Source organism: Oligoflexus sp., assembly GCF_035712445.1.
In the GTDB taxonomy this organism is placed as follows: Bacteria; Bdellovibrionota_B; Oligoflexia; order Oligoflexales; family Oligoflexaceae; genus Oligoflexus.
Genome location: NZ_DASTAT010000129.1, coordinates 1 through 22250, shown reverse-complemented (window position 1 = coordinate 22250; position 22250 = coordinate 1). Strand labels below are relative to the sequence as shown.

At 54.2% G+C, this 22250-nt stretch carries 23 protein-coding genes; 14 read left to right on the top strand and 9 right to left on the bottom strand.

Annotated features, from left to right (window positions below):
• A complete protein-coding gene (gene rdgB / locus VFO10_RS27185) occupies nt 1-594 on the bottom strand; it encodes an RdgB/HAM1 family non-canonical purine NTP pyrophosphatase (RefSeq protein ID WP_325145163.1) in 594 nt (197 codons plus the stop codon).
• Between the two features lie 66 nt (nt 595-660).
• Between rdgB and VFO10_RS27180 the strand changes: the two genes are divergently transcribed.
• On the top strand, nt 661-888 hold the full coding sequence (locus VFO10_RS27180; RefSeq protein ID WP_325145162.1) for a BolA/IbaG family iron-sulfur metabolism protein: 228 nt from the start codon (nt 661-663) through the stop codon (nt 886-888).
• 22 nt (nt 889-910) lie between these two features.
• Here the strand turns inward: VFO10_RS27180 and VFO10_RS27175 are convergent, their stop codons facing one another.
• Entirely contained in the window at nt 911-1195 is a 285-nt protein-coding gene (locus VFO10_RS27175) for a hypothetical protein (protein ID WP_325145161.1), read from the bottom strand.
• A gap of 259 nt (nt 1196-1454) precedes the next feature.
• Here VFO10_RS27175 and fabR point away from each other — a divergent pair, with 259 nt between their 5' ends.
• A complete protein-coding gene (gene fabR / locus VFO10_RS27170; RefSeq protein ID WP_325145160.1) occupies nt 1455-2156 on the top strand; it encodes an HTH-type transcriptional repressor FabR in 702 nt (233 codons plus the stop codon).
• A gap of 35 nt (nt 2157-2191) precedes the next feature.
• Here the strand turns inward: fabR and VFO10_RS27165 are convergent, their stop codons facing one another.
• Nucleotides 2192-2704, bottom strand: a complete 513-nt coding sequence (locus VFO10_RS27165) for a hypothetical protein (protein ID WP_325145159.1) — start codon at nt 2702-2704, stop codon at nt 2192-2194.
• A gap of 234 nt (nt 2705-2938) precedes the next feature.
• Here VFO10_RS27165 and VFO10_RS27160 point away from each other — a divergent pair, with 234 nt between their 5' ends.
• On the top strand, nt 2939-3178 hold the full coding sequence (locus tag VFO10_RS27160) for a hypothetical protein (RefSeq protein WP_325145158.1): 240 nt from the start codon (nt 2939-2941) through the stop codon (nt 3176-3178).
• A 43-nt stretch (nt 3179-3221) separates the two neighbouring features.
• On the opposite strand, the gene VFO10_RS27155 is transcribed toward VFO10_RS27160, so the two are convergent.
• Nucleotides 3222-3596 carry a response regulator gene (locus VFO10_RS27155; protein ID WP_325145157.1) on the bottom strand — a complete coding sequence of 125 codons (375 nt, stop codon included), beginning with the start codon at nt 3594-3596 and terminating at the stop codon, nt 3222-3224.
• 196 nt (nt 3597-3792) lie between these two features.
• Here VFO10_RS27155 and VFO10_RS27150 point away from each other — a divergent pair, with 196 nt between their 5' ends.
• Complete coding sequence (locus tag VFO10_RS27150; protein WP_325145156.1) at nt 3793-4959, top strand: tetratricopeptide repeat protein; 1167 nt, start codon at nt 3793-3795, stop codon at nt 4957-4959.
• 15 nt (nt 4960-4974) lie between these two features.
• Nucleotides 4975-6369 carry a hypothetical protein gene (locus VFO10_RS27145; protein ID WP_325145155.1) on the top strand — a complete coding sequence of 465 codons (1395 nt, stop codon included), beginning with the start codon at nt 4975-4977 and terminating at the stop codon, nt 6367-6369.
• Here VFO10_RS27145 and VFO10_RS27140 read toward each other — a convergent pair.
• Nucleotides 6366-7469 carry a bifunctional chorismate mutase/prephenate dehydrogenase gene (locus VFO10_RS27140; protein WP_325145154.1) on the bottom strand — a complete coding sequence of 368 codons (1104 nt, stop codon included), beginning with the start codon at nt 7467-7469 and terminating at the stop codon, nt 6366-6368. The genes VFO10_RS27145 and VFO10_RS27140 overlap by 4 nt on opposite strands.
• 161 nt (nt 7470-7630) lie before the next feature.
• Here VFO10_RS27140 and VFO10_RS27135 point away from each other — a divergent pair, with 161 nt between their 5' ends.
• Entirely contained in the window at nt 7631-8161 is a 531-nt protein-coding gene (locus VFO10_RS27135; RefSeq protein WP_325145153.1) for a hypothetical protein, read from the top strand.
• Here the strand turns inward: VFO10_RS27135 and VFO10_RS27130 are convergent.
• Nucleotides 8158-9735 (bottom strand): YifB family Mg chelatase-like AAA ATPase, encoded by a 1578-nt coding sequence (locus VFO10_RS27130; protein WP_325145152.1) that lies wholly within the window; start codon nt 9733-9735, stop codon nt 8158-8160. The two genes, VFO10_RS27135 and VFO10_RS27130, sit on opposite strands and share 4 nt — an antisense overlap.
• A 153-nt stretch (nt 9736-9888) precedes the next feature.
• On the opposite strand from VFO10_RS27130, the gene argS reads away from it, so the two are divergent.
• The 6 genes from argS (at nt 9889) to VFO10_RS27100 (ending at nt 16481) form a co-directional block, all read left to right on the top strand.
• Nucleotides 9889-11676, top strand: coding sequence for an arginine--tRNA ligase (gene argS, locus VFO10_RS27125; RefSeq protein WP_325145151.1), 1788 nt, complete (start codon nt 9889-9891; stop codon nt 11674-11676).
• A gap of 3 nt (nt 11677-11679) precedes the next feature.
• Nucleotides 11680-13650: an NAD(+) synthase gene (nadE, locus tag VFO10_RS27120; RefSeq protein WP_325145150.1), complete on the top strand. Its 1971-nt coding sequence runs from the start codon at nt 11680-11682 to the stop codon at nt 13648-13650.
• 166 nt (nt 13651-13816) lie between these two features.
• The gene (locus VFO10_RS27115) at nt 13817-14377 is read left to right on the top strand and encodes a prepilin-type N-terminal cleavage/methylation domain-containing protein (protein ID WP_325145149.1); all 561 of its coding nucleotides are present in this window, start codon (nt 13817-13819) and stop codon (nt 14375-14377) included.
• 246 nt (nt 14378-14623) lie between these two features.
• Complete coding sequence (gene fba, locus VFO10_RS27110; RefSeq protein ID WP_325145148.1) at nt 14624-15661, top strand: class II fructose-bisphosphate aldolase; 1038 nt, start codon at nt 14624-14626, stop codon at nt 15659-15661.
• Nucleotides 15662-15730: 69 nt separating this feature from the next.
• Entirely contained in the window at nt 15731-16108 is a 378-nt protein-coding gene (locus VFO10_RS27105) for a DUF423 domain-containing protein (RefSeq protein ID WP_325145147.1), read from the top strand.
• 112 nt (nt 16109-16220) lie between these two features.
• A complete protein-coding gene (locus VFO10_RS27100; protein ID WP_325145146.1) occupies nt 16221-16481 on the top strand; it encodes a hypothetical protein in 261 nt (86 codons plus the stop codon).
• A gap of 31 nt (nt 16482-16512) precedes the next feature.
• On the opposite strand, the gene VFO10_RS27095 is transcribed toward VFO10_RS27100, so the two are convergent.
• Nucleotides 16513-18996: an ATP-binding protein gene (locus VFO10_RS27095; RefSeq protein WP_325145145.1), complete on the bottom strand. Its 2484-nt coding sequence runs from the start codon at nt 18994-18996 to the stop codon at nt 16513-16515.
• A gap of 498 nt (nt 18997-19494) precedes the next feature.
• On the opposite strand from VFO10_RS27095, the gene VFO10_RS27090 reads away from it, so the two are divergent.
• Both VFO10_RS27090 and VFO10_RS27085 read left to right on the top strand, forming a co-directional pair.
• Nucleotides 19495-19908, top strand: coding sequence for a hypothetical protein (locus VFO10_RS27090; protein WP_325145144.1), 414 nt, complete (start codon nt 19495-19497; stop codon nt 19906-19908).
• Between the two features lie 239 nt (nt 19909-20147).
• Entirely contained in the window at nt 20148-21002 is an 855-nt protein-coding gene (locus VFO10_RS27085) for an SAM-dependent methyltransferase (protein WP_325145143.1), read from the top strand.
• On the opposite strand, the gene VFO10_RS27080 is transcribed toward VFO10_RS27085, so the two are convergent.
• Together VFO10_RS27080 and VFO10_RS27075 are read right to left on the bottom strand one after the other, a co-directional pair.
• Nucleotides 20995-21390 (bottom strand): BC1872 family protein, encoded by a 396-nt coding sequence (locus tag VFO10_RS27080; protein WP_325145142.1) that lies wholly within the window; start codon nt 21388-21390, stop codon nt 20995-20997. The genes VFO10_RS27085 and VFO10_RS27080 overlap by 8 nt on opposite strands.
• Nucleotides 21391-21518: 128 nt before the next feature.
• A complete protein-coding gene (locus tag VFO10_RS27075) occupies nt 21519-22073 on the bottom strand; it encodes a sigma-70 family RNA polymerase sigma factor (RefSeq protein WP_325145141.1) in 555 nt (184 codons plus the stop codon).
• Nucleotides 22074-22250: the final 177 nt, after the last annotated feature.

Below are 22250 nucleotides of genomic sequence, written 5' to 3'. Positions count from 1 at the left end.
CTATTGATTCCTGGTGATCAGAAACTCCTGAAAGGCCAGCATCGCCTGATTTCTGTGGCTGATGCTGTTCTTTTCCTTCGCTCCCAGCTCGGCAAAAGTCTCGTCATAACCATCCGGCACAAAAATCGGATCATAACCGAAACCCTCGGAGCCACGCGGGGCCGCGATGATGCGACCTTCGCAGCGTCCTTCGAAATAATGCGCCACGCCCTCGGCATCCAGATAACACAGAACGCAGACAAAGCGGGCCCGGCGCTGCTCTTCGGGAACGCCATTCAGAACGCGCAGGAGTTTATAAAGGTTATCCCGGTCGGTCGCGCCTGGGCCGGCGTAGCGCGCCGAGTAAACGCCCGGCGCTCCTTCCAGCACATCCACTTCCAAACCCGAATCATCAGCCAGGACAGGTGAAGGGGTGCGCGTGCGCAGCGCCTTGGCTTTGATCAGCGCGTTGGCGCGAAAAGTCGTGCCGTTTTCATCCCAGTCGAGCTGCGGGTCCAACTCACTGCTGGGCGCCACCCGCCATTCTGCGCCCAAAATGGCCTGTATTTCCTGCGCCTTATGCGCGTTCCGCGTCGCTAAGTAAAGTGTTGGCATCTGGTCTTCCCGCTGTGGTAAATAAGAGCGCTCAAAGTACTCAAGCTATCTCACCTGGAGGTCCTCGTGAAGGCCGAAGATATCATCTCCCGCATTCAGCAAAGCATCCCGTCCGCTCAGATTAAAGCCTATGATATGACAGGTGGCGGCGACCATTGGCAGCTCACCATCCAGGCCAAGGAATTCAATGGCCTCAATCTCGTTGAGCAGCATCAGCTGGTCTATAAAGCCTTGGGTGAGTGGATGCATGGGCCGATTCATGCCCTGAGTTTGAATACGCGGGCTGCGGATTAATGGGCCCCGTAAGGCCCCAAAGCTAGTCGGGACGCCGGCTCTGGCGACGAACCATCTCCTGCATCTCGGCTTTCTTTACCAATTGGTAGATTTCGGGCGAGTTTTGCAGCCAATGAAGGAGAGTTTCCTTGAGTTCCGCTTCCATAGTGGGTAATACGGCAAAGATACCCATTTCACGAAAATAGCTCACAATCATTTTCTGAAGCTGTTCTGGCTCAACACGCCAGTTTTCCGTGACGTTGGTAATGGATTTCTCCGTAAACCGCGTGGCCACAAAGATTTCGATTGGTAAGGGTTCGGTGAGCATAGCAGCATTCTCCTTCTGCGCTACATCAACTTATTCATCGGAATAATGATGAGTAAATAAAGCGTAGTCCCTTGTCGGCGAACAGTGGCGGGGTTTGCACGCGTGTTTGCGGAGATTGTTTGTGTTTCCCTTCAGTTTTGTATAAGAATTCAGCAAATAGCAGGTTTCGCGTGATCCACAGCCAGGAATAGGCCTCGGTTAAGGCAGAGAGGGGCCCCCTGGTGTTCCAAGATGGGCGCGCACACGTTAAGGGGGTAACATGGGAACTCGGGCTGAAAAAAAGGCAAAGACACGCAAGAACATCATCGGGGCTGCGCTTTCTCTCAGCACAAGCAATGGATTTGCCTGTTTGAGTTTGCGCGAGGTAACACGGAGCGCTGGCATCGCGCCCACGTCGTTTTACCGACACTTCAAGGACATGGAAGACCTGGGACTCGCCCTGGTCGACGAGGTGTCACTGACTCTTCGTCAACTTCTGCGTCAGGCTCGTCGACGCGCACGCGTTCGTCGTGGTGTGATTCGGACGTCCGTGGAAACCTTCATGGAGTATCTGGAGCATAACGAACAGCATTTCCGGCTTTTGATCGGGGAACGCCTCGGTGAGCAGAAGGGTTTCCGCAAGGAGATCAAGAAAGAAACAAGACGCTTCGTCGAGGAACTGGCCGAGGATATTCAAAAGGAATCGGAAGCCTCACGTCGTGAGATCATCAACCCTGATCTGGTGGCGGAAACCATGATCACGGTCGTGTTCAATATCGGAATGGAAGCCCTGGAATTCCCGCCCAAGCAGCGCGTTGAATTTGCAGAACGCATGGTGCAGCAGCTGGAGATGATCCTTCTGGGCGCGGAAGCGATGTCGAAAGGCTGGAAAGCCAGTTCGGGTGAGCGTTTGCCCCGAGCCGCGGTCGCCGACTTCGGTCCCATGGTGGAAGATGCTGAGTACGCAAGGGCACCCATGTAACATGAAGTGAGGCCTGGGATGACCTGGCCTCTTTTTTAATGCTGGGGATTTAAAAGATCGAGATGGGCTTTGATGCAGCGGACGTGCTCCTGAAGCTGACCGCGATCGCGGTAGGGCGCTTCATTCAGCGCCAGGAAGTAGCGACGCCTTAAGGCCTTTTCCAGGCGGATGCAGCTCGTTAAGTTGGTGCGCCTTGCCATGTACTCGGGCAGGTGGCGTCCGATACGGCTGGCAAAAAGAGAAATTTCCGACGGAAAAGAAAACTTTTCTTTATCCGGGATTCCCCGGTTGCTTATAATCATCACAGTCAATGCTTGAGCGTGGTTCTGATGTTCCGTGGCAAAACGCTCCGCGTCGATGGACGGAATATTCAGGGCGCAATGCTGATAAAGTTCGACCGCCCCCAGTTCCATCAGAAGAGTCTGATTGAGGAGTCGGATGTAATCATTATTTTCAAAGAGGCTGACGTTGGGCATCGAACGGGATCGGGGAAACCGCAGGGTGATCATCGACCCCGCATCCTGAGCAAGCCATCCCAAAGAGTTCATGAGCGACCTCCCGAAAGAGCAGTCCTTATAGCGCATGCCCGTCAAAATTTCAAAGTCTTTCTAAAAATGAATTATATCGGGACATTAAAAGAGAAAGACGGGCGGCACAATGAGGGCCGTGCTTCCAAACTAGCTTGCTTCGATCTATCACGCAAGAGGCAGAGCCGCCCGATTGCCTGGCTGGCGCTCTTGAGCTAAGGTTATCCGCATATCTCTTAATTGAGGGGATTTTACATGTCATTCGAAGATGAACGCAAATTTCTGCATGATGTCGCCAATCCCCTGTCGATTGCTCATGGCAATCTCAAGATAGCCCTTCGGAAAATGGATGGCCTCAAGGACCAGGGGGCCGAATATCGGGAAGTCCTGGAGCGCCTCACCAAAGCCATGGAAGCCTGTGAAAAAATGGCAAAGCAGGTCGGCGATCGGCGCCAGACTCTTCTGGATAAAGAACAGAAGCCAGCGGCCAGCTGACGATGGTTGCCAGTTGACGATGGCTGCCCGACCGCTGAAGCTTCTACGAAGCTTTCTTGGCAAATTCCTGAATCAAGGTCAGCAGGTGATTGAAATCAATCGGCTTGGTTTCATAGGCGATGCATCCCACGGCGATCGCCTTCTCGCGATCCTCCTGGAGGCCATTGGCGCTGACGCCGATTACCGGAATATCGCGGGTTTCATGCGACTCTTTCAGCTTTTTGACAGCCGTCCAACCATCCATGACCGGCATGCGCATATCCATCAAAATCAGATCGGGTCTTTCGCGAAACGCCATCTCCAGGGCGGCTTCGCCATGGGCTGCGGTGAGCACCTGGAAGTTTCGCTTTTGCAGTCTCCTGACGAGCATATCACGATTCATTTCGTTGTCTTCGACGACGAGGATCACGAAAGCCATGGCAAACTCCGGCTTCTTCAATAGGTCCAGCCACTTAAGCTAAACCGGTATAATAAGTATACCTTCCTTTATTGTCCCAAATTCATGAACAAATGGAAACCATTCTAAACTTCGGCAAGGCTTATCCCGATAATCTCTGCAGGCTAGAGCATGAGAGCTAATTACAGGTTGAGTGACAATGGACAGGGTTTGTCTTTTGGTAGACATCGATCTTCAAGGGCTGGATCAGACCTGGGCAGAACAGGCTGAAGGCCACTCCTATCCATTGAAGCTGAGCTATGTGACCATGGACGAAGTGCGTCCGATGTTTGAAACAGGGTCTGTCGGGGCGATGATCATTTTCGCGGAAAAATCCCATCCCGATGTCATGGGCTGCCTTGAGCTTTTCAAAAAATACGTGGGTCCTCTCGCCGAATTCCAGGCGATCGTTGCGAGCGACCCCGATCCTGAATACATGTCCGAAGTTTTTGAATTTGGCATTGAAAAATTCTTTCTGCCCGAAAACTGGGCCCCTGAAGTGGAGGCTCTCTGTGAGCATGTGGCCACACGCCTCACCGATCGCAATGGCATCGAAAGCAAAGCCATCAAACTGAATCATAGCATTGTCTATGGTGACCAGGCCCAGATCAATCAGTCCCAGGATGCGCTCGGTGATGCGCATAGCTGGGATTATGTCGCGGCCTATGTGAAAGCCAATGCCCTGCAAGCCGTCGGCAAGTTCAACGAGGCGGCGGAAGCCTTCCGTTCGTCCCAGAATATGAACAAAATGTTCCGTCAGGCTTCGAGCGGTCTGGGCGAAAGCCTGCTAGTTCTTGGCAAAGTGGACGAGGCCATCGAAATTCTGGAGCGTCTCGAAAAGCAGAATCCGCGCCATGTGGAACGCAAGGCTCATCTGGCGACGGCCTATATGGAAAAAGGCGACAAGGCCAAGGCCGAGTCCCTGCTCGCAGAAGCGGAGGCTATCTCTGCGGATCATCCGCGCCTTCTCGAAGCGCGCGCCGAGATTTTGCTGGTGGAAGGCAAGGTCGGCGAGGCCTTTAAAATGATGGACAACCTTCATGATGTGGGGCCTTTCTTCGCGGCCAAGCTGAATGAAATGGGCATCAAGCTGTCCCAGCAGGGCAAAGGCAAGAGCGCCATGGCCCTTTATAAAAAAGCGCATAAGATCGTGCGGCATGAGCTGCAGTATAAGATCAGTTTGAATGCGGCCCTGGCCTGCTACCGGATGGGTGAATATCAAATCGCCCTTCAGTATCTCACCAGGACGGAAAAAGAGTTCGGAGGACGGTACGAGAAGGTCGATAAGATCCGCGGGGCTATCAAGAAGATATTGAACAAGGGAACCGCGAAACAAGTGGGCTAACGGGAGAACGGCGCAATGGAGTTCGCCAAAGGACTCACACCACACACGATACTCATACTCGTTGACAAGCCTGAAAAGATTGTCACGATGGGCGCGCTGTTCAATAAAATGAACTTCAAGGTCGTGACGGCCGTCAGCCTCTATGATGCGCTGAAACAAATTGATCAGGAGATGCCGCATCTCATCATCTGCGATGCGATCATCACCGATGGCACGGCCGGCAACCTCTATGACCGCATGCAGCAGCAGCCCCTGTTCAAGGATATTCCCGTCCTCGTGCTCGTGGCCAGCAAGACCAAAGAGCAGCTGGGGCCCTTGAAGGGCCGAAAGTTCGCTGGCTTCATGCTCGGTAAATTCGACGGAAAAGCGCTGACCGCCAAGGTGAAGGAAATCCTGGATGGTCATGGCGATATCTCACCCTTCTTTGTCGCCGCGGAGCAATGCCAGCTCGCGGGGGATTGCACGCTCGCCATCAATGCCAAGGTTATTGGTCGGGTCGGTGATCAGATGGTCTGTCAGTCAGAATCGGAAGTCGACGGTGAGGCTGCGCTCCTGGTTCAGCCGACGGATAAGGCCAAAGGACCTGCGCTTTTGAAAATGGGCAGCAATGTTCACCGCTCGGGCGTACTTTATAACCTCTTCCCCATGAACGTGGTGCGTGGCAGCGGCAAGAGTTGGATCAGCATGCTGCCCGAAATCAATCTGGATCATATGGAAACGCAAGCGGATGGTCGCCGGGTGATGTTCTACGATCCCAAACCGGAGCGTTTCGAACAGTTTAAAAAAGTGCTGGCCGGTTATGATATCGAATTGGTCTATGCCGGCAATTTGCAGTCCGCCGCGGCCATGATCATCCGTGAAGCGGATGGATCGCTCGGCTGCGTTTACCTGGACGAGCTGCCTGCCAATTCCTCTGGCATTGCCATCAAGGAAGCGATTGCCAAGATGAACGAGAAGGCCCGGCCACCTGTGATTGCTGGCACGACCTCGCTCAATGCCAAATCCACCAAGGAAATCCGTTTCCTGAAAAAGCCCTTTGGCCTTGGGATGCTGGTCGAAACAATGGATCAGGCCATCAAATCCAAGACGAATTTTGCGGAAGGCGCCAGCGCCAATATCGAAGTGCAGTATCAAACCCCGGCCAGGCTCCTCGGCCTCGACGAAACCGGGGGTATCGTGCAGCTGAAGTTCCCGGTCGTGAGCGGCAGCAAACTCTTTCTGCAGCATGCTGTACTGAATGAGATGTTGGGTGGTCAAGCCGAGGTTCGCATCATCAGCGTCAACCGACTGGAAAACAGCAATGTCTGGCAGGCGAAGTTCGAAAGCCTGAGCGCTCAGGGCAACAAGTCCCGCTACTGGGAACGCCTTTCGAAACAGATCGGCCAGAGGCTGATCAGCGAATCCGCTTAATCCCCGAAAAAGGTCTGAGCCCTTCCCATCAATTTCCGAAAAGCTTTGCGATCCTTCTCTTCAATCGCGTGCCGATAGGCGTCCAGCAGGGTTTGAAATTCCTGGAGCAGCATCGGCGTTTCATCATTCAGGGCCTGGATGTCGTAATAGAGGTCCTGATTCTCGGCCACGACTTTGCCTGTCACATGGGTTTGCTGCAGAAAGGTCGTGCCGCCCATGCTTTTCAGCTTCTGCAGCGATTCACCCGAATCGCTGAGGACACCGGCATATAGGAGGTTGATCAGATGCGAGGAGCCGAGGACATAGCTCATCACGCGATCATGCTCCTGCAGGTCAAGGGTGATGAGCTGCGCTGAAGTCTGCTGGAAGTGCAGCTGCATGACCTCTTCCGACACAAGGTTTTGAGCTGTGCAGAAGATGATGTTCTTGCCGGCCAAAAGTTCCGCATCCGGGCCGAACATCGGATGAATGGAAGCGATGCGAAGACCCTGGGCCGCCGCCTCCAGAACCGAGTCGATGACAGGGGATTTCAGCGAGCAGATCTCGATGATCAGGCCCCGCGGTTTCAGATCGATGAGTTTTTTCAGAATGTCATCGGTCGCTGTCATCGGCGTGGCCAGCACAATCAAATCAAAATTGTTGATGCTGGACGCGAGGTCCTGAACCAGCGGATAATTGTGCTCGGTTGCGCTGTCCGGATCGTGAACGGAAACAGAGAAGCCCATGGATTCATAGAACTGGGCAAACCATTGACCCATCTGACCGCCGCCACCGATCACGACGGCTTCCTGGCCCAAACCTGCGGGCATGGTCACGCTCTTACGCTTCAGCTCGTCCTGCCTGAGCACGGAATATTTGATGATGGTCGTCATCAGATCCTCCGCCAGCGAGGGATAAAGTCCAAGCTGCGCCGCCTGATCGCGTGATTTTTCTATGATCTGCTTTTCAACCCGGAAGTCTTTGACCGGGAGATTATGCTTTTGCTTATACGAGCCAATTTTCTGCGCGAGCTGCATGCGTTCAGCGAGCAATTCCAGAATTTTTGCATCTATATCACGGATGCCCTGGCGCCAGGGTTCCAGCTCGTTTTGATGGCTCATGGAGTCCTCTATTGTCCAGCAATTTGACAGGCGTAAGCGCCTTGGGATGAAACCTTCTCATGATTCCACGTTAACCTTTGAAAATCAATGGAAGGGATTTACTCACAACTGGCCTTCAAATTGCAAAACACAGTGCGGTAGGTCCTGCTGTGGAGGCTCCTGTGAAGATGCTGAGTGGACTGCGGAATTCGATCCTGACATTTTTGGCTTTGATATCAACACAAGTCTGGGCGCAAACGCCAACCCAGTGCTTGCAGGAAAACGTCGCGCTGGAACAAAGTGCCGCCTGGCTGCAGGCGCTGACCGCGATGCCCACACCCCCTTTTGTGCCTTTGATCACCCGCGGCGAGGCCCGCTTTGTGAATACCGCGGCCCTTCTTTCGGAAGTCGCCCCTGTTTCACCAAGGTCTATTATTCTCAATGATATTGAAGAATTACGATTCATATCCACGACCCTGGCCGGCACCCCGCTCGTGCTGATTTTGAAATCAGCCCCCGATTGGACGGCTGAAAAAAGTCGTAAGGTCGTGGCCGTAGCCCGCACCCTTAACATTTCCCTCTCTTTGGTGTGGCTCGACGAAAGTCAGGTTCCCGCGCTGCTGGCCAGCACCATCGCAGAAGCAAACGGCCGTATCATTCGCCTGAATGAACTGACCCGGGCTGTCCTTGAAAAATTCTGCGTGGCGTCCTAAGTCCCTGTTTCGCCGCGTTCACGAGCGGCCACCACTGCCTGCCATGAGACAGCTTTTCGGACATGTTGCGTCCGAATCGCCTCGCTGCCATCCAGATCCGCAAGCGTTCGTGCGACCCGCAGACTTCTGAGGATCGCGCGGTTGGAAAGTCGCAACGGGATAAAGATATCCATGAGAGCTTCAAATTGCTGAGCCGAGCAGGCCGAGGCTGCCGGCATCTGATCGGCGCTGATTTCCGCATTGGCGCGAACGCCGAGTCCCGCATGACGGGCGGCCGCGAATTCCGCACAGCGCGCGACGCTCTCGCGCAGTTTCCCCGTTTGACCTTTCGGTGCATTCCCAGGACTTGCAAAGAGTTGGATTGCCGGTTGCTCCAATTCCGGTACATTAAAATGAATATCAATCCGATCCAGGATAGGTCCCGAGATGCGGGCCCAGTAGGCCACGAGACGATTGCTGGGACAGCGGCATTCATGACGTTTGGATCCATACCAACCGCAGGGGCAATTGTTGCAGGCCGCAAGGAATTGAACACGCGCCGGCCACTGACATTTTTTTTGAGCCCGCGAAATATTCACAAGGCCATTTTCCAAAGGTTCTCGTAAAGCCTCCAAAAGATCGCGGCGAAATTCCGGCAGCTCATCCAGAAAAAGAACGCCTCCATGGGCAAGACTCAAATCACCCGGTTCCACTGCTGTTCCCAGGAGGGCCTGCGGACTTGAGCTATGATGCGGATGACGGAAGGGAGGCCGCCCCTTCAGGATGGGAATGGGTACAAAGTTTTGATACATGCTATAAGTTTGGAGCGCCTGAAAATGTTCCTGCCGATTCATGGGCGGAAGTATGGAAGGCAGCCTCGTGATGAACATCGACTTGCCGGCGCCTGGACTTCCCCGCAGAAGAAGGCTATGCCGCCCTACAGCACAGGCTATCGCCAGCTGTTTCATCTCGGCCGGCAGATGCATATCGTCGAAATCCACAGACTCTGCCGCCTTTTCTCGCTCCTCATGATCCTCATTTCGCCGCAAAGGTCGTTGGTCCTCGTAAAGCCAGGCGAGGACATCGCGCAGCTGCTCGAAGAATAGAAATTCGACGGAGGTCTGCGCGTCGGTGAAGAGCCTTTGCATCGCCTCAATCTCGGGAGCATTCGCGCTCGCCAGGACGATGCCTTTCAATCCCAGTTTGATGGCGGCCAGGGCTAAAGGCACAGCAGCACGGATCGGTCGCAGCTGACCATCCAGGCTGAGTTCCGCTGCAAAAAGATAATCCGCGGCCGTATGCAGAGGCGGCTTTTCACTGGCAAGGCAGGCGAGGCTCAGGGCAATCGGCAGATCAAAATGGTTGCCTTCCTTGCGCAGGTCAGCCGGAGCCAGATTGATCAGAATACGTTTATGGCCCAGTTTGAATCCCAGCTTTTCCAGCGCGGTTTTGGCACGTTCCTTTCCATCCCGTAGAAGATCACTGGTATTGCCGACCAGCTGCAGGCCGGCAAAGCCGCTCGTTGTGCAGCATTCCACGTCAATGATGATGGGATTCGGACCTTCCAAAGCGGCGGTCCGAGTCAAAGTCTGCATGCGGAATCCTCCTCGGCGCTGACCTTAGCGGGATCTCGGGGAAAAAGGAGCTGACATCTTCCCGTCCTTACTGACATTGAATGCGACCTTGTGCTAGTCTGGGGGGGCTTTTCGACCTGTTTGTCCGAACCTTTTGGAGTTATCAAAAGTATCATGACGGTATCATCCAATCCTTTGTCTTCGATTGATTTCGGCCGGACGACTCTGTCCCAGGCTTTGTATAAGGCGCTTGTCACCATCACGGACAACGCGGTTCCGGATGCGATCACACCGGCTCTTTTGTATGCGGCTTTGGAGCGCCCACCCGAGGCGCACCTCGGTGATTACGCCTTGCCCTGTTTCCGCATGGCCAAGGATTTGAAAAGAAAGCCGCCCGAAATTGCCGCCGCGCTTGCCAGTGCTTTGCCCGAAGCCAATCCGGAGTGGATTGAGAAAGTGGATACTGTCGGTGCATTCTTGAATATCACGCTGCGGCCTGCGGCCCTGGCGAAGACCCTTGTGCCCTCGCTGCGGCAGGGCGAATATTTTTCGCGGCTCAAGGCGGTCGATCGTCCTCGGGTGATGATCGAGTATTCACAGCCGAACACCCATAAAGCTTTTCATGTGGGTCACATGCGGAACGTGGCCCTTGGAGATGCCTTGGGTCGTGTTTACGAAGCCTGCGGCTATCCCGTGGTGATGGCCAACTATATCGGGGATGAAGGCGCGCATATCGCCAAGTGTCTCTGGTATATTCACAAGACGAAGCAAAAAGCTCCAACCGAGCGTCGCGGCGAATGGCTCGGGGAAATGTATAGCCAGGCGACCATAGCGCTCGAAGATGCCCCGGCTGATCAGCTGCCTGCACTGAATGCGGAAGTTTCCCAGGTCCTGCGTTCCATCGAATCCAAGCAGGGCCCTGTCTATGAAGAGTGGAAGGAAACACGCGAATGGTCGCTCGCTGACTTCAATGAAATCTATAACTGGATCGGCGCGCGCTTCGATCACTGCTTTTATGAATCGGAAGTGTCGGAAGAAAGCCAGCGCATCGTCGACGATTATCTGAAGGCCGGGGTTTTCGCTCCTTCAGATGGCGCGATCGGACTTGACCTGAAAGAGGAGAAACTGGGCTTCGTCATCGTCCGCAAAAGCGATGGCAACACCACCTATGCAACCAAGGATCTGGCCCTGGCCCGAGTCAAGTATCGGCAGTTTCAGATTAAAAAATCCATCTATGTCGTCGCCTCGGAGCAGAACCTTCATTTCAAGCAGGTCTTCCGCACGCTGGAAAAAATGGGTTTCAGCGAAGCCAAGGATTGCTTCCACCTGAGTTATGGAATGGTCACGCTGCCTGACGGCAAGATGTCTTCGCGGAAGGGCAACGTCATCAAATTCCGCGATCTGCGCGAGCGCATGGAGCAGGAACTCGACAAGAACCTCGATAAATATCGCGGGGAATGGAGCGAGGCCGAGATCAACGACATTCGCCGGAAGCTCGCGGTCGGTGCCATCCGCTACGGGATGATCTGCTCTGATCCGGCCAAGGATATCGTCTTTGATTTGCCTGACTGGCTGTCATTCGAAGGCAATACCGGCCCCTACCTCATGTACACATACGCCCGGACCCGCTCCATTCTGCGCAAGGCGCAGGAGCAATCCTTCACCCCCGATCATGCGCATCTTGAGCTTTTGCAGGGGCCTGAAGAACGGGAGATGCTCCGTTATTTGAATGATCTGAACAGCGTGATTCAGCAGACTCTGGATCAGAATAAACTGAGTCTTCTCTGTCATCACGTTTACAATACCTGCAAGGTCTATAACCGCTTCCTGGCCAACGTCCAGGTGCTGAAAGCGGAATCGAACGAAGCCCGTAGCGCGCGTCTGGCCTTGCTCGATGCTTTGAGCCGGGCGCTGAAATACAGTCTTGAACTCCTGGGCATCGAACCACCGGAAAGGATGTGATTCATGGATCGACTCAGAATCGCCGGGGCCAGCATCAACCAGACTCCCATGGATTGGGAAGGCAATGTCGCAAGGCTCACGAGCCTGATTCGCGAGGCCCGGGTACAGAAAGTTCAGGTGATGTGCTTTCCCGAACTTTGCATCACCGGCTATAACTGCGAAGACACTTTCTCTTCGGTGCACACGGCCCGCCGCTCGGTCCTTGCGTTGGAGCAGCTGATCCAGGAGACGGAGAACATGACCGTGGTTTTCGGTCTGCCTGTCTATCATCGCGGCAGCATGTGGAACTGTGCGGCAGTGGTGCAGAATCAAAAGCTGCTCGGGATCAATCCGAAAAAACTTCTGGCGCGGGAAGGCATTCACTATGAATCGCGCTGGTTCCGCCCCTGGCCGTTTCATCGGGTCGATACCATTTCCCTTCTGGGGCAGAACGTTCCCTTCGGAGATGTGACCTATCAACTCGGCAATCTGCAGCTCGGCATTGTGATCTGTGAAGAAGCCTGGTCAGCGGAAGGAACCGCATCGGACGCGTCCCTGAGTCGCTGCGAACTCGTGGTGAATCTGAGCGCCTCGCATTTTGCCCTGGGCAAGGCCCGCGTGCGGGAAACGCTGGTCGCTGATGCCAGCCGGGCTTTTCAGGTTCATTATCTTTATACCAACCTTCTGGGTCTGGAGGCCGGCCGCTCCATTTACGATGGCGAGATCATCCTGGGCGAATGCGGCCGTATCAGCAGTCGCTCGGAACGTTTTCAGTTGAGTGACGGCTGCCTTTTGATTCGCGACGTCGACCTGGACATGGCCCGGGTGTCCAAGCTCAAGAGTCGATCGGTCCTGGACAACAGCATTCCCGAGGAAACCGAACGCGTCGTCGCAGGTCAGCCCATCATAAGTCTGGGCAAGACCGCGACGGAAATTCCCCAGGCTTATTTGGGAAACACCGTTGATCCCTATAACAGTCCCGAACTCGAATTTTTGCAGGCCGAAAAACTGGGCCTCTTTGATTATCTTCGCAAATCAAAAAGCAAAGGCTTCATGATCTCGCTCTCGGGCGGCTGTGACTCCAGCGTCATCTCCGTGCTCTGTGCGCACATGATCACGGAAGCTTTGAAAGCCCTGGGCCCCGACGGTCTAAGTCGCCGATTGAATTGGACGTTGCCGGCGGGCGACGCGAAGGATCCGAGGAGCTGGATTCGCGAGCGAGTCAGCACGATCTATCAAGGCACGAAGCAAAGCGGTGATGTCACGCGCGCTGCTGCTCATGAATTGGCCAAGGCCCTGAACACCGATCACTACGAAGTCGCGGTTCAGGATCTGGTTGATGCATACGTAGGCAAAGCGGAGGCCTTGGTGGGGCGATCCCTTGAATGGCAAAAGGATGATCTGCCTTTGCAGAATATCCAGGCGCGGGTTCGTGCGCCCATGGTCTGGCTGATGGCCAACCTGAAAGGCTTTCTTCTTCTGGCGACCAGTAACCGCAGTGAAATCGCTGTGGGTTATGCTACCATGGACGGAGACACTGCGGGCGGGCTGGCGCCGATCGGCGGCATCGACAAGCATTTTCTAAGGAAGTGGCTGCGCTGGGCCGAGCATGAATGCCCGCTTGGTTTGGGCCGCATTCCCGCCTTAAAATTGGTCAACGAGCAGGAACCCACAGCCGAGTTAAGGCCGCAGGCCGCGGGGCAGAAGGACGAACTCGACCTGATGCCCTACGAAATTTTGAACGCCATCGAAGCCGCCTTCGTTCGTGATAGAATGGAACCAGAGTCCTTACTCAATACCTTGAGAGAACGGTTCACAGCCTATTCCGAGAAGCAGCTGCGGGATTTCCTTGCACGATTCTATCGTCTTTGGAGTCAGAACCAATGGAAGCGGGAGCGTTATGCCTCATGCTTCCATCTGGACGATTACAATCTGGATCCAACGTCATGGTGCCGTTATCCCATCCTTTCGGTCGAATTAAAGATCCCCGATTGAGCCCCGGGCAAGGGGAAAACTGCAGACCCTAAGTTCTCGATAATATGGCTGAAATGGAGGGATTCCGGGGCCGCCTTGGAATCCTTCTAAAGAATCGGGCTCACAAACCCGAAATGTCTTCATAAGCCTTTCGTCGAGATTCAAACAATTAGGGGAGTCTGCAAAGATGAAGTTCACCTCATTCAAAAACCAAAAAGGCTTCAGCCTTGTCGAGCTGATGATCGTTGTTGGTATCATTGGTATCCTTGCCACCCTCGCTCTGCCTCGCTTTAAGCAGTTCCAGGCCAAAGCGAAAATGGGTGAAGCGAAGAATATTCTTTCGCACATCTTTACTCTGCAGCAGACTTACTCCCTCGATAACAACCAATACCGAACAGTCGAACCACTGGGTGCAGGTCTTGGCTCGCCTAACCAGGGCAATACCTGTATCCCAACAGTCGGTGGCGGAGCGGAGTTGATCGGCTTCCGTCTTGACCCTTGTCAGAACAACGCTCCTGTTCCGCGCTATCAGTATTCCGTGCCTACAGCAACGGCATCGGCTTTCATTGCTCAGGCCATCACAGGCGCCGCCTTGAACAACCGCGTGTGTCCCGGTAACCTCGCCCACCATTATGCAATCAACCAAACCAACGTCGTTTACGGTGGCACTGGCACAACGCCCATCACGATCCAAAACCAAAACACGAACGCTCCTGAACCTTCTGTTGGTGCTGTTTGCCCCAACTGATTTCATGAGAACGATTTGCAAGAGCCGGCACCCTTTGCCGGCTCTTTCTTTTTGCCAGCCGATTTGACCCGAAACCCCTCCGCCTTGTGCTTTTCCTTCCAACTCGCTATAGCTGGCTTTGTCGTGCCTTGCAGGCTCCCCCGGAGCAGGGTAGGATGCGGCGAAACCATCAGAGCCTTCCGCGTAAGCAGTCGAAAAGGCTAATTTCCAAGCGGAGGGCCGCGAGTCCAAAGAAGGAGCGGTACTATGGCCTTGATTCCCTTGAGAGCATTGCTTGACCACGCGGCAGAACACAACTACGGCGTCGCCGCCTTTAACGTGAATAATATGGAACAAATCCAGGCCATTATGGAAGCCGGTCGGGAAACCGATAGCCCCGTGATCATCCAGGCCTCGCGCGGCGCGCGTAAATATTCCCAGGACGCCTACCTTGTCGGCCTGATGAAAGCCGCTGTGGAACTCTATCCCGAGATCCCCATCGTGATGCACCAGGATCACGGCAACAGCCCGGAAACCTGCTTTTCTGCCATCCGTAATAACTTCACATCGGTGATGATGGACGGCTCGCTGAAAGAAGACGGCAAAACCCCTGCTGATTTTGAATACAACGCCCGCATCACCAGGAAGGTTGTGGATGTAGCCCACGCGTTCGGCGTTTCGGTGGAAGGTGAGCTGGGTTGCCTGGGTTCCTTGGAAACCGGAAAAGGTGAAAAGGAAGACGGCCACGGTTTCGAAGGCACCCTCAGTCATGACGAGCTTCTGACCGATCCTGAAGAGGCTGTGCGCTTTGTGGAGCTGACCAAGGTCGATGCCCTGGCCATTGCCCTGGGTACCAGCCATGGTGCTTATAAGTTCACTCGCAAGCCCGATGGCAAGATCCTCGCGATGGATCGCGTGCGCGAAATCCACCGTCGTCTGCCCAACACGCACCTTGTGATGCATGGTTCGTCGTCGGTGCCTCAGGACCTTCAGGATATCGTCAATCAATTCGGTGGCAAGCTCAAGCAAACCTGGGGCGTGCCGGTCGAAGAAATCCAGGAAGGCATCCGTCACGGCGTTCGTAAAATCAACGTCGACACCGACAACCGCCTGGCAATGACCGGCGCTATCCGCAAAGCCTTTGCCGAGAAGCCCGAAGAATTCGATCCTCGCTATTACAACACGCTGGCACGTGAAGCGATGAAGAAGGTCGTGAAGGAACGCATGATCCAATTCGGTCAGGCGGGCAAGGCCTCGAAAATTCGTCAGGTGACCCTGGCGGAAATGGCGAAAATCTACGGTTAATGACCCTTGAGGCTCGGGATCCGGGTTCGCCCTGGTCCGGGGCTTTTCAGGGCCGTCAGGAGACAACGTATGCTATGGACCCTCTGGGTTGGCCTCGGCGCTCTCTTCGCGGCGATCGGCGTGGGCCTCGGTGCCTTCGGAGCCCATGCTCTGAAAGTGCGGCTAAGTCCCGAAGATCTTGCGATTTTTGAAACGGGCGTCCGCTATCAGATGTACCACGCGCTGGCCTTGATTGGCATCGGCGCAGTGGCCATGCGGATCGATTCGGCCCTTGTGAAAGGGGCGGGTTGGGCCTTCGTACTCGGCATTCTGGTTTTTTCCGGGAGCCTCTACGCTCTGGTCGGAACCGGCGTGCGCACGCTCGGAGCCATCACGCCTATCGGTGGCGTCGCTTTCATTGCCGGCTGGTTGATGCTGACAATCGCGGCCTTTAAGGCGCAGTTTTGACTAAAATGCGGGGCTGAAAAAGCCCTCATTTTTCGCAATCGCGGTCCACGCTTCCGGAAAAGTCTCTGCTAGAAATTGTGACGTACAGCACAATCTATCTGGGGGAAACTCTATGGAACAGTCCAAAGTGCAGTCTGCAATCACTTCCGAAGCCAACACCACATCCGCGAATAAAATCAAAGTTCTTCCCGCTGCCGTCATCAAGGAAATCGAGCAACAGAATAAAGCCCGTCGACTGATGGGACTCAGCGCGATCGATATCAAGATTCGCAACTGTCTGCATTGCGGTGGTCTCTTTCAATCCGCCGGTCGTCGGACCTGTGGCTGCAATACCATCCATACGTCCAGCCTTGCGGGCGTCGAGATCATTTGATGAAGCAGCGGGTTTGTCACAGCCCGCTTCGTTACCTTCCGCCCGTGTATTTCCGAACAGCCTGAATCAAGCTCGCTCGATCGATCGGTTTCACGAGGTGATCCTGAAATCCTGCGGTCAAACTGATTTCGCGATCGCCCGTCATCGCATGGGCGGTCAGAGCCAGCACCGGCTTGCCATAGTCATGGGACTTGAGATAGCGCATGGCGCCCACGCCGTCGAGTTCCGGCATCTGAATATCCATTAGCACGATATCGTAGTCATGCTCGGTGGCAAGTTCCACGGCCTGAATCCCGTTGGCCGCGGTTTCGATGAACGCGCCTGCCGATGTTAGAAAACTGCCGATATAGGTGCGGTTGTCAGGATTGTCATCCACCACGAGAATGCGAAGCCCCTTCAGTTCCTGCGGAACGAGCTCTTTCAAAGTTGAAGGCGGAAGGGCAGCCGCCTCGGATCGCGGCGCCGCGTTTCCCACATCAATCGTGAAGGAAAAACTGCTGCCTTCCCCGACCACCGATTTCACCAGCTGCAGATCCCCGCCGAGCGCCTGCGCCAGACCACGGGACACGGCAAGCCCAAGCCCTGTGCCTCCAAACCGTCGCGTCGTGGACGAATCCGCCTGCAGGAAGGGTTCAAAGATCCGGGCCTGCTGCGCCTCGGGAATGCCCATCCCCGTATCAGCGACGGTGAAGCAAAGCTGGGCACGACCGCCCTCGGCACGAACGGACGACATGCGGATTTCGATCCGGCCGTGATCGGTGAATTTGATCGCATTGCTCAAAAGGTTGATCAGGATCTGCTGGAGTCGCGTGGGATCTGAATGCACGAAAGTCGGCAAATGCCCGGCTGCAGCCAGAATCAGGCGCAGATTTTTTTCCTGGGCTTTCAGCTCCAAAAGGGAAATGACCTCCTGAACGAGAGGGATCACTTCGAAATCAATGTGCTCGACTTCCAGTTTTTCCGATTCGATCTTCGAAAGGTCAAGGAAATCATTGATCATCTCTGCCAGAAGTTGTCCATTGCGCACGATACGCTGGAGGCAATCCGTTCGCTCTTCATCGTTGACCGTCTCTTCCGCCAGAAGTTCAGCAAAACCAATCATGGCGGCAAGAGGAGTTCGAATCTCATGGCTCATGTTCGCCAGAAAGCGGGATTTGGCCTGATTTGCGGCTTCGGCTTCACGCCGGGCCGCGCGTTCACGTTCGTAAAGGCGGGTCCTTTCAAACGCATGGGCGCACTGATCGGCGAAGGTCAAAACGAAGCTCTGAAAATCCAGAGTGCAGGTCCATGGATCCTGGAATTCAAGACTGATGACGCCCAAAAGGTCCTGATTCAAAACCACTGGAATCGCGCAGAGACGGTCCCTCTCATTTTGAGGGAACACAGGATTGCCCCGTGCCGCCTTGCGCGCGATCTGCAGATGGTCATCCAGCGCCTCATCCGCGGCATGGGCCAGGATCAATTCCAGTTCCGATTCCGGGCCCCGATAGACGCAGATAGAGTGGGCTTTTAGAATCTGGCCTGCGAAGTCCCGGATGACTTCAGAAAGCTGCTCCAGAGTGATCGACTGGGCCAGCTGAAGTCCAGCATCACGGAGCTGCGTGGCTTTGATCTCGGCTCTCTTCTGCTCGGTCGTGTCAATGACCGTGCCGCTGATCCTTAAGGCTTGCCCTTGTTCATTGAAGAACACTTCGCCTCGGCCTATCACCCATTTCACAGTGCCCTCGACAAGAATGCGATGCTCGTTGCGAAACTGCCCGTCCCCTCGGGATTCCAGAGCGTCCCGAACCAATTGCGAGGCCTTTTCCTTGTCGTCTGGATGAATTGCGCGGAAGTAATCGTCGATGCGCACCGGAAGATCGGATGAAAAGCCATAGATCTGCTTGGCCCGATCGGACCAGAACAGTTCGTTGCTTGGGATATCCCACTCCCAAATGCCGATTCCGCCGGCATCCGACGCCATGCGCAGGCGCTCTTCGCTGCGCTGCAGAAACTCGCGATTTTTGACTTCGCCTGTGACGTCTTTTTGCATGCCCCAGGCACAGATGAGCCTTTGATTTTTGACGATGCCGATCAGATTGTTACGAAAATGCAGAATGCGGCCGTACTTGTCATGTTCCACGGAGTCCACATCGGAAAGCTTGTAATCATTCCGAACAAAGGCCTGAAGATAGAGCTGGTTCTCTTCCTTTTCGGGAATCAGGAATTCATTCAAGCGCACACCGATAAGTTCGGAGCGATCCGCATAGCCATACATCCTTGCCATAGCTTCATTGCATTCAGCGAGGTAGCCGTGGTTCAGCATTTGGTGAATCTGCTGCGCTACGGGCAGACGGATATCAATGGGTTCATCGAGTTCAAAGCGCCAGATTCCTTCATGGCTTTGTTCCACGAGCTCCCGATACCTATCGTAACGTCTTTTCACCTCGTCCCTGAGTTCTTTTTGTCCTGAAATAGCCTGAAAAGGAGAAGGCGAACGCGGAAGAGGGCGACGTACAGCCCGAAACTTTTTCATATTAAATACCTTTGACAGGGCGGCAAGGTGCCCGCTTATGACTGCCCCGATGATACGCTTGTGAAGTCGGTGATCGCCATATACTAAGGTCAAAAGGGAAGCCTTGGCAACCTCGTCTTCCCGGAACCTTGCGTACCAGCATCAGGTCGACATCTTTCGCCCATCTTCAATCTTTTTGAAGCGCCCTAAACTGGAAGTGGAACCCTGCGGAAAGCCAATATGCGTCTTTGGTTTCTGATCGATTAGGAAGTTTTCGATCCTGGTTCCCCTTATCGGCTGATCGAGGCTTTTCTCAGCACTTCGTAACATCGAACATTGAAGCGATTCGCGCGCGCCATCAATCTCGGTCTTATGTCAGCTCAAGAGAACGGGCCTTATCGGAAACCAGCCGAATTGATTTTTGACAGAGGGTTCAGTACAAAATCCAAAGAGGATAGGATTTCCGGACAAGGCGTGGGCATGGACGCACAAACGCTCGTGCGCATGCCATAAAGCTGCTTGTGGGCGCCAGCTGGCGAAATCCTGCGCAAGAGCCATGCGATCAATCAATTCCAAAGAGAGTCCCCAGCCGCTTACTTTGTGCATAAGGATTCCAAATGGATATACGCTGGCCCTGATTCTTTAAAAGATCAAATCATAGGAATCGTTCAGGGCTACACCTATCCGGAGCCGCTCCGCACGCGTCTGCAGGATCCTCAGTATCAATCGAAGCAGATTGTCCTGGTCAGCGATGAGGGCACTCAAAGGCAGATTCGCATGCTCGCGTCCCATCGGGTGAGCGTTGTTCCTTCGGAACGACTTGTCTTTTGGTATACTGCGCGGCAGATGGGTTTGGAAGCGGAATTCAAGGATGCTGGTGTTCTGCAAATGCCCGACGATCCTGGGCCTTTCTTATATTGGAATCGTTCATAAGAACAAGCCAAAATCAAAAAACATCCAGCAGGGGTTGGATGAAGGACTCGATGCCATGAAGAACGATGACAGGCTCAGGGCCATACTGAAGAAGTATAATCTTTAGCCTCCTCCTATAGTCGATCCCGCCTGTAGTTCCGCGAGAACATGCGTAATTGCCTGTAACATCATTCTTTGGCCTGACACCTGAACCCTGTGCTATCGTCGAGCTGAAGTCCCTGTTGGCAAGAGGAGCAGCTATGGAGTCCACGCCTTTCGAGTCCGGGTCAGAAGCCGTTGCGGCTCATTATGATAACCTTGATCGTTTCTATCGTGATATCTGGGGTGAGCACGTTCATCACGGATTTTGGGAATCGGGTCAGGAGTCCACCGAGGAAGCTGTTCTGCATTTGAGCCATCGCGTGGCGCAGCTGGCCCAGATTGGTCGGGGTGATGAGGTCCTGGATGTGGGCTGTGGCTATGGCGGGACGTCTCGGATTCTGACGCGCGAATATGGGGCTCATGTTACGGGCTTTACGCTGTCACGGCAGCAATATGAGTACGCTCTCGCGCAAACCGAAGCGGATGATGCGCTTGAATTTTACTGCAAGGATTTCATGAAGCATGACCTGCCTGACAATCACTACCAGGCGCTGATTTCGATTGAATGCCTTGAGCATATGCAGGACAAGGCAGCCTTCTTTCGGAAAGCCTTCCAGGTCCTGGAGCCAGGGGCCCATTTTGCCATCTCCGTCTGGTCAGAGTCGGAGACAGCCTCGGCCTGGCAGAAGAAAAATCTTTTGCAACCCATCTGTGAAGAGGGCCGCTTGCCTGATCTTCTGACCGGAACGGAATGGAAGGGATTAATTGAAGAAGCGGGCTTTCAGCTGACCTGGCAGCAGGATGTGACAAAGCAGGTGAAGAAAACCTGGGCGATCTGCTGCAGCCGTCTTATGAAGAGACTGGTGACCGACAGTTCCTATCGCCAGTTTCTTTGGAAGAATCCGGTGCGGGATAAAGTCTTTGCGCTGACGCTTTTCAGACTTTATGCCGCGTTTGAGTCGCGCGCGATGAGTTATTGGATCCTGGCCGGGCAAAAGCCAATGCTCAGTTGATCAGGGAATCATCGGGAAGACCCTCATTGCGGTGTTCATGCGCTTTCATGGCGGCTATGCAGATGGTCATTGGGGCTTTTTCACCCAGGGCTGCACCGGAATGCACGAAATCGGCTTTTTGCAGATAGCGGATAAAATCGGCCGGGCTGGACCAGCCTTGCTTGTCGCCGACCAGGGCAAACCAGCCATTTTCCACAGGCAAAAGCGTAATGCCGAGTTTTTCCACGATTTCCCAGGCAGCTGCGATATCCTCGCTGTAGGAACGCAGGGGCCGCGTCTGGCCTGTGGGCAGTTGCTCCCGAATGGCTCCCGTTTTTTCATGAAAAACTCCATGACCGAGAATCTCGCTGGCCATAAATATATCTATTTCGCGGCTGCTCTTTTTCATGCTATGTCACCTTGTCACATGATAGTCCCAGTGAAGGGACTTTAACTTGCGCGCGGTGACAAGTCCACCTCTTCGGCGGCCCATACTTTGCGTTTTTCCCAAGGGTCCAGCCATGCCCAGGAGCCGCTTTACGAGTTTTCCAGCATCCACTGATGCATGGCCTGGGTCACGATCAAACGAAAGCGCCTCAGGTGGGACAGCACAGTGTTTTGATTCATCGCGAGCGATTCCACGATCTCCAGGATCGTTTTGTGCTCAAGATAAAAGAGCTTGGCAATCTCACGCCGCGCCTCGTGCTTATGACAGCGAATCAAGTCCTCAAGAACGTCCATGTGCTTTTCGAATTGGCTCAGACTCACTTCGAAGAGAGTCCGGCTTTCCGGAGACTCGATTTCATGATCGTAGCATTCCAAGGACACAAAGCGCTGGCGCTGCCGGCTCTGCGCGCGGGATTGATTCACGCACTGATTATAGGCGATGGTTTTCAGCCAGCCCGAGATCGCTTCCAGATCGCGCAAGTAGGAGCGTTTGTTCCAGGCCAGAAGAAAAATATCCTGCACCAGATCATCTGCTGCCGCGTCTCGGAAATTAAACTGCCGCACAACTTTGCGAACCATGGCTCCATGAGTTTTATAAAGCCGGTTGAAGTTAAGATCTGAATCCTGGCTGGCTGCCGCTTGCATGTTACCCTCGGATCATTGAAGAACACTAACGCTTTCCGATGAGGGCTTAAGCAAGGAGCCTGCCATGGTCTAGACGCCTGAAAACCTTGAACGATTGTTCGCACGGCTGGAGATTTTCTTCATTTTCGGAGAACAGCTTCCCGGATTCCAACAGAATCCGGGATTCTCTTTCAAGGT

Bases quoted from the DNA above. Each gene is read 5' to 3' on its own strand.
- VFO10_RS27175 (WP_325145161.1), bottom strand. From the start codon at position 1,195: ATGCTCACCGAACCCTTACCAATCGAAATCTTTGTGGCCACGCGGTTT.
- argS (WP_325145151.1), top strand. From the start codon at position 9,889: ATGACGGTATCATCCAATCCTTTGTCTTCGATTGATTTCGGCCGGACG.
- VFO10_RS27100 (WP_325145146.1), top strand. From the start codon at position 16,221: ATGGAACAGTCCAAAGTGCAGTCTGCAATCACTTCCGAAGCCAACACC.
- VFO10_RS27115 (WP_325145149.1), top strand. From the start codon at position 13,817: ATGAAGTTCACCTCATTCAAAAACCAAAAAGGCTTCAGCCTTGTCGAG.
- VFO10_RS27085 (WP_325145143.1), top strand. From the start codon at position 20,148: ATGGAGTCCACGCCTTTCGAGTCCGGGTCAGAAGCCGTTGCGGCTCAT.
- rdgB (WP_325145163.1), bottom strand. From the start codon at position 594: ATGCCAACACTTTACTTAGCGACGCGGAACGCGCATAAGGCGCAGGAA.
- VFO10_RS27080 (WP_325145142.1), bottom strand. From the start codon at position 21,390: ATGAAAAAGAGCAGCCGCGAAATAGATATATTTATGGCCAGCGAGATT.
- VFO10_RS27165 (WP_325145159.1), bottom strand. From the start codon at position 2,704: ATGAACTCTTTGGGATGGCTTGCTCAGGATGCGGGGTCGATGATCACC.
- nadE (WP_325145150.1), top strand. From the start codon at position 11,680: ATGGATCGACTCAGAATCGCCGGGGCCAGCATCAACCAGACTCCCATG.
- fabR (WP_325145160.1), top strand. From the start codon at position 1,455: ATGGGAACTCGGGCTGAAAAAAAGGCAAAGACACGCAAGAACATCATC.
- VFO10_RS27155 (WP_325145157.1), bottom strand. From the start codon at position 3,596: ATGGCTTTCGTGATCCTCGTCGTCGAAGACAACGAAATGAATCGTGAT.
- VFO10_RS27145 (WP_325145155.1), top strand. From the start codon at position 4,975: ATGGAGTTCGCCAAAGGACTCACACCACACACGATACTCATACTCGTT.
- VFO10_RS27105 (WP_325145147.1), top strand. From the start codon at position 15,731: ATGCTATGGACCCTCTGGGTTGGCCTCGGCGCTCTCTTCGCGGCGATC.
- VFO10_RS27130 (WP_325145152.1), bottom strand. From the start codon at position 9,735: ATGCAGACTTTGACTCGGACCGCCGCTTTGGAAGGTCCGAATCCCATC.
- fba (WP_325145148.1), top strand. From the start codon at position 14,624: ATGGCCTTGATTCCCTTGAGAGCATTGCTTGACCACGCGGCAGAACAC.
- VFO10_RS27140 (WP_325145154.1), bottom strand. From the start codon at position 7,469: ATGAGCCATCAAAACGAGCTGGAACCCTGGCGCCAGGGCATCCGTGAT.
- VFO10_RS27095 (WP_325145145.1), bottom strand. From the start codon at position 18,996: ATGAAAAAGTTTCGGGCTGTACGTCGCCCTCTTCCGCGTTCGCCTTCT.
- VFO10_RS27160 (WP_325145158.1), top strand. From the start codon at position 2,939: ATGTCATTCGAAGATGAACGCAAATTTCTGCATGATGTCGCCAATCCC.
- VFO10_RS27075 (WP_325145141.1), bottom strand. From the start codon at position 22,073: ATGCAAGCGGCAGCCAGCCAGGATTCAGATCTTAACTTCAACCGGCTT.